Annotated in this window: 9 protein-coding genes; 6 read left to right on the top strand and 3 right to left on the bottom strand. The window is 39.1% G+C overall.

The features are described 5' to 3' along the window. Positions 1 to 60 precede the first annotated feature (60 nt). Positions 61 to 1,239 (top strand): aspartyl protease family protein, encoded by a 1,179-nt coding sequence (locus ACO05G_RS11585; protein WP_421762929.1) that lies wholly within the window; start codon positions 61 to 63, stop codon positions 1,237 to 1,239. Here ACO05G_RS11585 and ACO05G_RS11580 read toward each other — a convergent pair. The 3 genes from ACO05G_RS11580 to ACO05G_RS11570 all read right to left on the bottom strand — a co-directional run bounded on the left by ACO05G_RS11580 (position 1,236) and on the right by ACO05G_RS11570 (position 4,334). Next, positions 1,236 to 2,369, bottom strand: a complete 1,134-nt coding sequence (locus ACO05G_RS11580; RefSeq protein ID WP_421762928.1) for an aspartate aminotransferase family protein — start codon at positions 2,367 to 2,369, stop codon at positions 1,236 to 1,238. The genes ACO05G_RS11585 and ACO05G_RS11580 overlap by 4 nt on opposite strands. A gap of 135 nt (positions 2,370 to 2,504) precedes the next feature. After that, positions 2,505 to 3,461 (bottom strand): transketolase family protein, encoded by a 957-nt coding sequence (locus ACO05G_RS11575; protein ID WP_421762927.1) that lies wholly within the window; start codon positions 3,459 to 3,461, stop codon positions 2,505 to 2,507. Positions 3,462 to 3,482: 21 nt separating this feature from the next. Next, positions 3,483 to 4,334 (bottom strand): transketolase, encoded by an 852-nt coding sequence (locus ACO05G_RS11570; protein ID WP_421762926.1) that lies wholly within the window; start codon positions 4,332 to 4,334, stop codon positions 3,483 to 3,485. Between the two features lie 236 nt (positions 4,335 to 4,570). On the opposite strand from ACO05G_RS11570, the gene ACO05G_RS11565 reads away from it, so the two are divergent. From ACO05G_RS11565 to ACO05G_RS11545, 5 genes are all read left to right on the top strand, one after another. Next, entirely contained in the window at positions 4,571 to 7,789 is a 3,219-nt protein-coding gene (locus tag ACO05G_RS11565) for a SusC/RagA family TonB-linked outer membrane protein (protein WP_421762925.1), read from the top strand. A gap of 18 nt (positions 7,790 to 7,807) precedes the next feature. Continuing rightward, a complete protein-coding gene (locus tag ACO05G_RS11560; protein WP_421762924.1) occupies positions 7,808 to 9,157 on the top strand; it encodes a SusD/RagB family nutrient-binding outer membrane lipoprotein in 1,350 nt (449 codons plus the stop codon). Between the two features lie 69 nt (positions 9,158 to 9,226). Beyond that, on the top strand, positions 9,227 to 9,877 hold the full coding sequence (locus ACO05G_RS11555; protein ID WP_421762923.1) for a hypothetical protein: 651 nt from the start codon (positions 9,227 to 9,229) through the stop codon (positions 9,875 to 9,877). Between the two features lie 11 nt (positions 9,878 to 9,888). After that, positions 9,889 to 11,220 carry a M28 family peptidase gene (locus tag ACO05G_RS11550; protein WP_421762922.1) on the top strand — a complete coding sequence of 444 codons (1,332 nt, stop codon included), beginning with the start codon at positions 9,889 to 9,891 and terminating at the stop codon, positions 11,218 to 11,220. 12 nt (positions 11,221 to 11,232) lie between these two features. After that, complete coding sequence (locus tag ACO05G_RS11545) at positions 11,233 to 12,372, top strand: hypothetical protein (RefSeq protein WP_421762921.1); 1,140 nt, start codon at positions 11,233 to 11,235, stop codon at positions 12,370 to 12,372. Positions 12,373 to 12,440: the final 68 nt, after the last annotated feature.

Raw genomic sequence — 12,440 nt, 5'->3', positions numbered from 1 at the left:
GTTGTATCTATTATTAATAAATCTCTAAATTGACTTTAAAATAAATAGACTGCAATCACTATGAGAAAAATTATTGCTGCCTTAGCATTTATCGCCTTTTCTAATACATTCTCTCAGGAACCAATTACATCCACACCAATGGAGGTCTTTGGTGATCATATCTTCGTCCATTTGAGTGTGGATGGGTCTGAACCTATGGACTTCATTTTCGATACAGGTGACGGGTTACCGGTAATAGATTTAGATGTTGCCCAAGAGTTGGGATTAGATCTGGATCATAAAGCTTCAAAAACAAGTGCTCAGGGAGCGGTCAAGGGAGCACTTATTGATCATAACACAGTGGAGTTAAATGGTATTGAGTTAGAAAAAGACATTCAACTTTATGCGACCAGTTTAAGACACCTTGAAATGAGTATTGGTAAAAACATTGACGGAATCATCGGATATGATTTACTCCATCATTATGTGGTAAAGCTGGATTATAGCAAAGGAATGTTTGAACTATACGATCAAGATACATACAATCATGATGGATTTGGTGAAAGCTTCGAATTTAGATTGGATAATTATATTCCTCATATCGAAGCTGAAGTAACATTAAATAATGGCGAGATTTTAACTGGAGATTTCTTTATCAATACGGGTGCAGGAACAACTATGGACTTTAATACCAGATTTGCTGAAAAGAATGACATTGTTGCCAGAACAGGTGATCACTTTTCTTACCCTGTGGTTGGGTTGAGTAAAAAGGAGACCATGCATTATGAAGGACGTGTTAAAAACTTTGGTTTTGGGACCTTTGATTTCTCAAAAATGCCTGTTGGTATTAGTAGTGCAAAACACGGAATACAGAATAATAAAAAGGTTGCCGGTATTTTAGGAAATAAGCTTCTAAAGAGGTTCGATATCACATTTGACTATTCTCGGGGAAAGATTTATTTCCTAAAAAACAAGTACTTTGATTCAGCCTTTACGGTTAATGCAAGCGGCCTTTACTTGCAATTAAGTGAAGATATGAGCAAGGTATTAATCCATCGGGTATACGATGCAAGCCCAGCAAAAATTGCAGGTATTAAAAAAGATGCGGAGATACTGGAAGTAAATGGTAAAGATGTCAAAGATTATACACTCCCAGAACTCCGAGACCTTTTGGAGCAGGTCAACCAGGATGTTGAACTCACACTATGGCAAATGGGAGAGGAGCAGTCTTTTATTCTTGATCTAAGCCAACTTATTTAACGAGGAAAAACATCATCAATGGCCTGCAGAATGATCTTGCAGGCTTTTTTTATTTCATCCATTGTGATAATTAGTGGAGGCGCAATTCTCATGGACTGATCATTAAATAAAAACCAATCTGTGACGACCCCAAGCTCAATTGCACGATCAATTAGTGGTTTTAGCACATCATAAGATTCAAATTCAATAGCCATCATTAAGCCTTTGCTTCTGATTGCTTTGATTTTTGGATGCTTTAACAATTTATGAAAGAGCTGTTCCTTCCTATCAATATCCCTTAAAAGTTGCTCGTTTTCAATGACTTGGAGGGTGGCTAAAGAGGCAGCTGAAGATACCGGGTGGCCACCAAAGGTGGAAATATGGCCTAAAACCGGGTTCTTTGTAAACACCTGCATGATTTCCATTTTGGATATGAAGCATCCAATAGGCATTCCACCGCCCATTCCTTTTGCACTGACCAATATGTCAGGTTGGATATCATAATATTCGAATGCCCAGAATTTCCCGGTTCTGCCAAATCCGCACTGAATTTCATCTAATATGAGTAGTGTACCTGTTTCCTCACATCTTTTTTCTACCGCTTTCCAATAGTTAGTATCAGCATAGCGTACACCAGCTTCTCCCTGTACAGTTTCTACTACAAATGCCGCTGTTTCTTCATTGATTTGGTTTAACTGATCAATACTTCCAAATTGAATATGTGAAATTCCTGGAAGGAGTGGACGATAGTTTTGCTTGAAAGACTCACTCCCCGTGAGAGAAAGAGCTCCATGGGATGATCCATGATACGCATCATGGCAAGCAACAATTTTAGACCTTCCGGTATATCTTTTCGCTAATTTCATGGCCCCTTCAATTGCCTCACTTCCTGAATTAACTAAATAGACTGCATCTATTTTCTCCGGAAGTGTGGTAGATATAGCATGAGCCAATTTTACTTGTGGGCTTTGGACAAACTCGCCATAAACCATCACGTGGAGGTGATTATCAACTTGTTCTTTTATTGCATCAACAACCTTTGGATGGCGGTGACCAACATTGGATACTCCAATGCCTGATATTAGGTCAATGTACTCCTTCCCTTCAGCGTCAAACATGTAAATGCCTTCTGCTGAGGTTATTTCGAGCATCAGAGGTGCATCAGAGGTTGGAGCTAAATGCGATAGAAAAAGTTGCCTGTTTGATAACATCCGGCAAAGATGCAAGACAAAAAAAGCCGAGACAATTTTGCCTCGGCATTAATAATCTTTTTTTTTGATCGAAATTTAAGATTTGCGGGAGATAGCCTTTTTTGCTTTTTCTACAATATCAGCTACTCCAAGACCGTACTTGTCCAGAAGGTCAGCAGGTTTTCCACTTTCACCAAATTGATCGTTCACTGCTACAAACTCTTGAGGGATCAGGTGATTTCTTACGATTGTTTGAGCAATACTTTCACCTAAACCTCCAGCAATCTGGTGTTCTTCCGCGGAGACAGCACAGCCTGTTTTAGCAATGGATTTCAGGATTGCCTGCTCATCCAATGGTTTAATAGTATGGATATTTATCACTTCAGCTGAAATACCCTGTTCTGACAACACCGCTTCCGCTTCAATGGCTCTCCAAACCATATGTCCGGTGGCAAAAATGGATACATCTGTACCCTCAATAAGTGTGATAGCTTTCCCAATTTCAAAAGGTTGATTTTCCATGAACATCGGCCATCCCGGACGTCCAAAACGGAGGTAGACAGGACCGTGATGGTCCGCAATTGCCATAGTCGCAGCTTTTGTCTGATGATAGTCGCATGGGTTGATAACGGTGAAATTTGGAAGCATTTTCGTCATGCCTAAATCCTCCAGTACCTGATGAGTGGCCCCATCTTCTCCGAGAGTTAATCCGGCATGAGATGCACATACTTTCACATTTTTCTCTGAATATGCGATTGATTGTCTCAATTGATCATAGACTCTACTGGTTGAGAAGTTTGCGAAAGTACCTGTAAAAGGGATTTTTCCTGCTGTTGCTAATCCAGCAGCGATTCCCATCATATTAGCTTCAGCGATACCAACCTGAAAGAATCTATCCGGAAACTCATTTTGAAAAGCGTTCATTTTTAAGGATCCGGTCAAATCAGCACAAAGTCCTACGATATTAGGGTTGTTTTTAGCTGCTTCAAGAAGTCCATCACCAAATCCGGAACGCGTGTCTTTTTTGTCGGTGTAAGTAAGTTTAGTTTTCATTATTCAGGTTGGTGATTTTAATTAATAGTCTCCTAAAGTTTCCTCTAATTGGCTTAATGCATCCACAAGTTGTTCGTCATTTGGAGCTACTCCATGCCATTTATGAGTGCCTTCCATAAAATCTACTCCTTTGCCCATTTCAGTGGTCATTAAGATCATAACTGGTTTCCTGGCGTTTGATTTTGATCGTGCTTCCTCAAGAGTTTGGATTAATTCCTCCATATTGTTCCCATTGCATGCTAGTACATGCCATCCAAAAGACTCATACTTTGCTTTTAGATCGCCTAGATCATTGACTTCAGTTAGGGGCCCATCAATTTGTTGCCCATTATAATCTATTGTAGCAATTAAGTTGTCCACTTTGTTGTGAGCTGCAAACATGGCGGCTTCCCAAACCTGACCTTCTTGCTGTTCTCCATCACCCATTAGTACAAAAACATTGCGATCATCTCCGTTTAATTTTTTAGCAAGGGCAACACCAACAGCCGCAGATAATCCTTGACCGAGTGATCCACTTGCTATTCTAATACCGGGAAGACCCTCTTCAGTTGCAGGATGACCCTGAAGTCTGGAGCCAATTTTTCGAAAAGTAGCTAGTTCTGCCACTTCAAAAAATCCAGCTCTTGCTAATGTGCTGTAAAAGACCGGTGAAATATGTCCATTTGAAAGAAAAAAAACATCCTCATTATTTCCCTCCATATTAAATGAAGCATCATATTTCATGATGTGATTGTAAAGTGCGACGAAGTATTCAGTACATCCAAGCGAGCCGCCCGGATGGCCAGAATTAACCGCATGCACCATTCGAACGATATCACGTCTGACTTGTGAGCAAATATTTTGAAGATTTTCAAGGTTAGGAGGGGATGCCATGTTGGAATAATTGATTGGGTTGCAAATGTATTGGATCGATTATTTTTTGTGTATTGACTCAACTCTTTTTTTCTTATCCTGCCTATTTTCCTTTGTTATGATTTATTGATTAGCGGTATTTTAAGTTTTTTAATTGAAATATGTCTACACAAATGGGACAATTCCTTTGTCAATAATACTATTATTCACTTTCTTTAGGGTTTTAGTAACTTAATTAATAACAAAAAAAGTAAAGTATGAAGAGGATTTTACTACTTACTGTTTTGTTCTTATTTGCCGTCACATCTATGATGGCACAGAGAACAGTTTCAGGTAAGGTCACCGATGATACCGGTGAAGGATTACCTGGAGTGAACGTTGTGATTAAAGGCACAACAACAGGTGTTACCACCGATTTGGATGGTAACTATCGAATCTCCGTTGAAGATGGAGCTACACTCGTTTTTTCTTATGTTGGTTTCAGTACTCAAGAAGTAAACATTGGGTCTAGAACTACGATTGATCTGGAGATGTCTGGAGCCACAGAGCTACAAGAGGTAGTTGTTACGGCGCTGGGTATTACACGGAAAAAAGACAGTGACATAAGTTCTGCGAGTATTGTTAAGACTGATGTGGTTGAACGTTCTGGTGAGCCAGGACTTCTTCAGGGTCTTGCGGGTAAGTCATCAGGGGTATTGATTACACAGAGTTCTGGAGATCCAGGAGCTGGTGCTTACATCCAAATACGTGGACAAAACACAATTAATGGTAATAGTCAACCTTTGATTATCGTTGATGGTGTGCCAATGTCAAATAGTCAATATGGATCTGGAACAGGCGGAGTTGTTCAGCAGTCTAGATTGAATGATCTGGCAGCTTCCGATATCGAAAGCATGACAGTTCTTAAAGGTGCAGCAGCTGCTGCTGTTTGGGGTACTGCTGCTGCAAATGGAGTTTTAGTTATCAAAACCAAAAGAGGAAATGTTGGAGATGGTAACTTCTCTATAGATTTCAATGCGAACTGGTCGGTTGATAAAATTAACAGAGAGCATACAAAGCAAGCACTTTATGGACAAGGTGCAGGTGGAGTATGGAACGCTAACGCATCAGGTCTTTCCTGGGGTGATAAGATTTCGGATCGTGACGGAGGAGCTAATACAGTTGATCAAACTGGAGCATATTTCGTAGGTGATCAAACAGGAACAACTTATTATCCTATTACTGCGAAAAATTCAAGAGAAACTTATAACGAGAGAAATAGAGATCAGGTATTCAGAGATGGATTTACTGAGAACTATTCTTTAGGAATGAGCTTTGTAGGGACTGATAACAGTAATACCTACGTTGGAATAAACAGAGTTAATCAAGAAGGTATAATTAACGGCCGTTCTGATTATTCAAGAAGTTCAATCAGATTGAATCACACTCGAAAGTTCAGCGATAATATATCGGGAAGGGTTAATGCTTCTTATATCAGTACTGAGTCTAGCCGGGTGCAAACCGGTTCTAACCTGAATGGTTTATACCTAGGGTATCTAAGAACAGCACCAGATTTTGACAACACTGATTACAGTGGTACATATTTTACTGGACCTTCTGATGCACTTGGAACACCAAATAGTCACAGATCTTACAGAAACAGACAAATTGGTCAGGCTGCTGCTATTTATAACAACCCGGGTTGGACAATCAATAAAAACTTGAATCCAAACAGAGTAGATCGAGTAATTTTCTCTCCTGAATTGAATTTCAAAATTGCTGAGAATCTAAACCTAACTACTCGTTATGGAGTTGATTTCTGGTTCGACAAGAGAAGAACCTATTACCAGGCAAACTCTGCTGGTGATTTCACACAAGGAGGGTATTTCAGAGATGACCGAAATGAGAAAACAGAGAACTTCAATGTTTTCTTAAATGGTGATAATGAGCTGACTTCAAGTGTTTCTTTGAATTGGATTGTGGGTTATATGCTTGAATCCGAATCTTATGGAAGACTTAGTACTTCAACGAATGTTTTCTTAAATGCAGATCCTAGTAAGCAGATTGTAACAAACGCTACGAATGCAAATATTCTTGGTGAGGAATTCAATTCCCTTAATAAGAAAAATGCAGCTTATTATACGTTAAACTTTACAATAGCTGAGGATTTACTTTTAGAGACAACTGGTCGTCTAGAGCGAAGTACTACACTTCCGGACATCAATTTCTACCCTAGTGTTTCATTAGGTTATGTATTGACTAATAAAGTATTAACTGATGCAGGTCCTCTTTCTTTCGCGAAATTAAGAGCTACTTGGGGTCAAGTTGGTATTGAGCCAGGACTTTATCAAAACCGTGATGTATTCTTCTCTTCAACTGCAGGTTCAGAGGGCTGGGGAGATTACTTAGATGGAGCTAACTATGGAGGTACTGTAAGAAGAGGTACTACTCAGGGTAATCCAAATCTTACAAGAGAAACGGTTACTGAGTGGGAGATTGGTACTGATATCAGATTGTTTGACGATAAGTTAGGATTGGGCTTCACATACTACAACAGAGAAACTACAGACGCAATCATGGATGTAGAGGTACCTGCTACTACTGGATATGCAGAAGCGGTTCAAAATCTTGCTGAGATTTCTAATAAAGGAATTGAGTTAGATTGGAATTACAACTTCTATTCTGGTAATGGACTGGAAATGAGCGTTTTTGGAACATTCACAAAGTACAAGAACATTGTAGAGAAGCTTCCTAATGTGAGTAGAATCATTCTTAATGGATTTACAAGTACATCTTCTTCAGTTGTTGAAGGTGCTCCTTTTGGTTCTATCTATGGTGGTAGATACTTACGAGATGCAGCAGGCAATATTGAAACAGATGCTGCTGGCTTCCCTGTAATCGATGATGAGCAAGGAGTTATTGGAGATCCTAACCCGGATTACAGAGCTTCTCTGGGTGCTGCAGCTAGCTATAAAGGGTTGAAATTCTCTTTCATGTTTGAAACTAGTCAAGGTAATGATATGTGGGCAGGAACTTGGGGTGTATTGCATTACTTCGGTATTGCACCTGAAACGGCTGTTGAGTCGGTGGCTCCAGTTGATCTTCCAACTTATAGTGGTGGTACAATCACTGCAGGTACTACCTTTAGAGGTAGTGTAGCTGACTTTGGTGGCGGACCAATAGCGCTAGAAGAAGGTTGGTATAGAACTGACGGTGGAGGATTCGGTTCTCTTGATGAGCAATTCGTGAGAGACGCTTCTTGGACTAAACTTAGAGAGGTTAGTCTTTCTTACGTGCTACCAACTTCAATTGCGAAGAAAGTAGGTATGAAAGAAATTGAAGTAGGTGTTTCTGGTAGAAACTTACTTATCATCACAGATTTCCCTGGTATAGATCCAGAGGTTAACTTGACTGGTGCTTCTCAAGGACGTGGTTTGGATTATTTCACAAACCCGGCTACTAAGAGTTACATATTCAACTTGAGAGCTAGACTATAATTCTAAAATTTGATTAAGATGAAAAGAATAATATATTCATTAACGTTATTGCTAGCTTTTGCATCATGTGAAAGTGTAGTAGAGGGGTTAAATAATGACCCTAATAACTTTACAGATACATCACTAGGACTTGTATTAAATCATGCGAATCTGAACGTTGTAGCTGTTGCTGAGGCACATCCCAATCGGATTGCTACGATATTTACGGACCAGTTTGGGGGTAATGACCGTCAATATGGTACACTAAATATTTACAGTACACTCCAAACTGACTATGATGAGGTTTGGGAGGATATTTATCAGAGAGGTATTGCTCAGTGTCAAATTGCAAAGCAAAAAGCGCAAGATGGTAGCAATGCTGTTGCAGAAGGACAAGCAACAATTCTTGAAGCATATCACTTTGGTGAGGCAGCTTTATTGTTTGGAGATATTCCTTTCAGCCAGGTAAATAGTTCTGACTTTGAGGATCCTGAATTTGAAGGACAGGTAGCTGTATTGAACAATGTTATAGGACTGCTTGATGCAGGAATTGCACTGGTTGGAACATCTCCTGCTGCAAATAATGTATTCAGTACCAGTTCTAGCTGGGCACAGATAGCAAATGCGTTAAAAGCAAGATATTACCTAGCGTTAGGTGATAATGCGAATGCGAATGCATCAGCCACGGCTGCTAACTTCACTTCGAAGGCAAATGATTGGTCGATTATACATACCTCAACAAATTTCTCAGAAAATCTTTTCTGGCAATTTCAGGTAGAGCAACGTCAGGATTACCTAAAAGTAGAAGGTAGTCTGGATTTTAGTTACATGTCGAAGCTGTTGAATACGGCTGAAGCAGAGTATAAAGGTAACTCTAAGACAGACGAAACTGCTAGGTATAATTACTATGTAAATGGTAATGATATCAATACCACAGCTGGAGGTTTTGCTGCGGTTGATAATAATTATTCTGTTATTTCTTTTGAAGAAATGCAGTTAATAATCGCAGAAACTGAAGTAGGTTCTGACAATAATGCAGCTTTGACTGCACTAAATGCAGTAAGAGCGAGTCATGCGGCTCAGTTTACTGCAGGTCAGTATGATCCGTACGTAATCACAGATTTCCAAGTAGGTGGTGAATTATATGATGGAACATCAGAAGATTCTTCACTAAATATGGAAGTAATGTTGGAGAAGTATTGCTCAGTAATTGGTCTACCGACTTATAGTGATGTTCGTAGAACAGACAACTTAGTTGGAGTTCCAATTAAAGGAACTGGAACAACTGTGATTCCACAGCGATTCTTGTATCCACAAACTGAGGCAGCTTCTAACTCTAACTTCCCTGGAGTGGTTGATCAGTATGTACCAACTCCGGTTAATAACTAATTTATTTGATATACTATATTTTAAAAGGCCACCTCTTGAGGTGGCCTTTTTTGTTTTTATCTTAGACCTATGAAAATCAAGACAATTAGCATAATTGTTCTTATTCTGCTTTCCGGATTTTCGGTCGCTCAAGAGCCGGAAATTGGTATTAGCAACACAGGTATACGTCCACTTTCTGCTTTTAGTAGAAATACCAGAAGTGTTGTGGAAGGAAACATCCACCTTGATCCAGAGTGGAAAGAAACAATACTCACCTTTGTTGAAAGAGATAAAAAACAAAAGTACCCAGCTAGATTTAATCTATTTCTTAATGTCATTGAAGTCAAAGTTTTTAAAAATACCTACGCCGTTGCATGGAAAGACTTGCAGCGTGCAGAAGTAGAGGGCAGAACGTATATTCCACTTAGTGATTTAGCGGATGTTTTTTTTGGTGAATTATTATATGCAAAAGATGACATAAGGTTATTAAAGGTATTCACTCTCGAACTCCTAAAGGCTAACTACAATCCAGCTCTAAATACGGGAAGGAAATATGATGAATGGAATGTGGAGGAAAAAATAATCCTTGAAGTTGGTGGAAAACCCAACGTTATAAAACGGAAAAAAGATATTCAAAAGGCGCTCGAGAATACGGCGTATGATCGTAAGAAATTGAACATTTCATCAATAAATGAGTCCAATCTAAAAGAATTGATCGATTACCTAACAAACAGCAAATAAATATCACATTTATGAAATCCACTTTTGTGCTTTTAACAATTATTCTAAGCTTCTCAACAAATGCTCAGTTGTCTTACGAGATCATCGAATCCGTAAGCGCTGATCGAATTGAAAAAGATATAAATAAGTTAGTTTCCTTTGGGACCAGACACACTATGTCTGAAACTGATTCAGATACCAGAGGAATTGGTGCTGCCAGAAGATGGATTAAATCTGAATTTGAGAAAATATCGAACGAGTGCAACGGGTGTCTGGAGGTTTCAATGCACCGAACCTTGGAAAAAGGTAATGCAAAAACCAGAATCACCAAGGATACCGAGATTGTTAATGTTTTGGCGATCAAAAGAGGGACGAAGTATCCTAATCGCTATGTGATTATGGCCGGTGATATAGACAGTAGAGTATCTGATGCTTTGAACTATACGGATGATTCACCAGGAGCAAATGATAATGCTTCAGGAATGGCTGGTGTAATTGAAGCGGCGAGAGTGCTGTCCAAATATGATTTCGAAAGTTCTATTTTATTAGTTGGCCTCTCAGGCGAGGAACAAGGACTGTACGGAGGAAAATATCTTGCAGCTAAAGCAATTGAAGAGGGATGGGATATTGTGGGTGTACTCAACAATGATATGATTGGAAATATTGAAGGTGTAGATGGAGTTATTGATAACCGAACGTTCAGAATATTTTCAGAACCTACCAATCCAAAAGACTCAGATTTTCAAGAAAGAATGAGAAGATACTACGGGGGTGAAGTTGATGGCATTTCAAGACAGTTGGCGAGGTATGTATACAAAATGACCAAAACCTACATGCCGGAGATGAATCCAATGATGATCTATCGATTAGATCGATTTGGCAGGGGGGGACATCATCGTCCATTTTGTGATGTCGGCTTTGCAGGTATCCGAATTATGGAAGCTCACGAGAATTACACGCAACAGCATCAAGATATCCGTGAAGAGGATGGAATCAAATATGGTGATGTAATTGAGCACGTCAACTTTGAGTATGCGGCCAAGCTGACATCAGTGAATGCGATTACACTTGCGGCCTTGGCTTCAGCACCTCCACAGCCTGCCAACGTAAAAATAGGAGGGGCAGTGAAACCCTCCACTACTTTAGCTTGGGATCCGGTTGAAGATGAGAATCTGGCGGGATATAAAATATACTTTAGAGCAACAACTTCACCCACCTGGGATAATTATCGTTTAGTTGAGCCTGGATTGAGTGAATTTACCTTAGAAGGTATTGTTATTGATAATTATTTATTTGGAGTAGCTTCTGTAGGTAAGGATGGAACTGAGAGCCTGGTCGTTTTTCCAGGAGAAGTAATGAGGTAGATAATTTATAGCATGAAATCTGGTTTATTATTGATTTTAGTACTTCTATTTGAGCTATCCGCTACAGCTCAGGTAATCAATCAAATCAATAGAGCAGATTTATCAACCCGACCAGGTTATATTGTTATTGATGGCAGTTTTGTTGACGCAGTTTTGTTGCCACCTGGTAAAAAGAGATTTTTTGAGTGCATTGTTAGAAGAGGGTCTGAGCTTACATACTATAGTCCATACGAAATATCAGAATATGGATTTACGAATGGTCGCTCTTATTTGTCACGTCCTGTGACCATTAATGGGGTTGAGTATCGTGTTTTTTTAGAAAGATTTTACACTGGAGAAAACTCTATTTTTTATCTAAAAACAGATGAATATGAAAGATTCTATCTTGAAATAAGCGATGGATTAGTTGAATTAAATAGGTCCAATTATAAGCAGCTACTTTCTTCAATAAATTTAGAATGTCCAACTAAAGATACCCGAAACTTAAAGTTATCCATCAAGTCGATTAGGCATTTTATGGATTGCAGCCCTCCCAATAAGTCTAATGACTTCTATGCTTCGGTAGGTTCTTTCACTGTCAGTAATTTCCCAGTGTCAAGGTTCATCGTTGGAAATTCTGGTGCTTTTAATGATTCAGGGACTCTAGGTAGGGTAGGCTTCACGCGATTTAAGCAGATTCGAAAAAGGACGTTAGATGAATCTAATTTTCACTACGGATTCGGCCTTAATTTGAGTAAATACTCGTTGACTAACTCCGCTTCAACCATTACTGAGGTTGATGGATCTGAATTTGCAAATTCCACTGAGCTGCTAGTGGATATTTTAAAATTGAATGTACCTGTTTACATCAAGTATAGAAAAGCGATTAATAAAGTGGGTTTTACAATGATGCTGGGAGCACACAACTCAGTTAATTTTGGAGAGGTAAATATTAACAATGTAAGACTAACAGATGGAAGTGTGACCTCACAAGATGATTTTGATATAATGCCTGATTATCAATTCGGTCTATCTTTTGAGCCTAGCCTGTTCTATGCATTTTCTTCAAATAAAGAAATTCATTGTTCACTTTCACTGGGAGGATTTTTTGCAAGTCAGTTTCAGATAAATGAGCGAACAATATGCATTCATTACGTTACCACGCTTCGGTAGTTTCTCTTTTGCCCAAGACTAATCAATTTTTTTTCATCTTCATTTCCACATGTTAATAAATCCGATTT

The organism is Ekhidna sp. (assembly GCF_965227465.1).
Classification (GTDB): Bacteria; Bacteroidota; Bacteroidia; order Cytophagales; family Cyclobacteriaceae; genus Ekhidna.
The sequence above is the reverse complement of the archived record's forward strand: the minus strand, read 5'-3'. Positions and strand labels throughout refer to the sequence as shown.

Excerpts from the sequence above, each read along its gene's own strand:
- ACO05G_RS11570 (WP_421762926.1), bottom strand. The coding sequence starts at position 4,334 with ATGGCATCCCCTCCTAACCTTGAAAATCTTCAAAATATTTGCTCACAA.
- ACO05G_RS11550 (WP_421762922.1), top strand. The coding sequence starts at position 9,889 with ATGAAATCCACTTTTGTGCTTTTAACAATTATTCTAAGCTTCTCAACA.
- ACO05G_RS11580 (WP_421762928.1), bottom strand. The coding sequence starts at position 2,369 with ATGCTCGAAATAACCTCAGCAGAAGGCATTTACATGTTTGACGCTGAA.
- ACO05G_RS11560 (WP_421762924.1), top strand. The coding sequence starts at position 7,808 with ATGAAAAGAATAATATATTCATTAACGTTATTGCTAGCTTTTGCATCA.
- ACO05G_RS11565 (WP_421762925.1), top strand. The coding sequence starts at position 4,571 with ATGAAGAGGATTTTACTACTTACTGTTTTGTTCTTATTTGCCGTCACA.
- ACO05G_RS11555 (WP_421762923.1), top strand. The coding sequence starts at position 9,227 with ATGAAAATCAAGACAATTAGCATAATTGTTCTTATTCTGCTTTCCGGA.
- ACO05G_RS11585 (WP_421762929.1), top strand. The coding sequence starts at position 61 with ATGAGAAAAATTATTGCTGCCTTAGCATTTATCGCCTTTTCTAATACA.
- ACO05G_RS11545 (WP_421762921.1), top strand. The coding sequence starts at position 11,233 with ATGAAATCTGGTTTATTATTGATTTTAGTACTTCTATTTGAGCTATCC.
- ACO05G_RS11575 (WP_421762927.1), bottom strand. The coding sequence starts at position 3,461 with ATGAAAACTAAACTTACTTACACCGACAAAAAAGACACGCGTTCCGGA.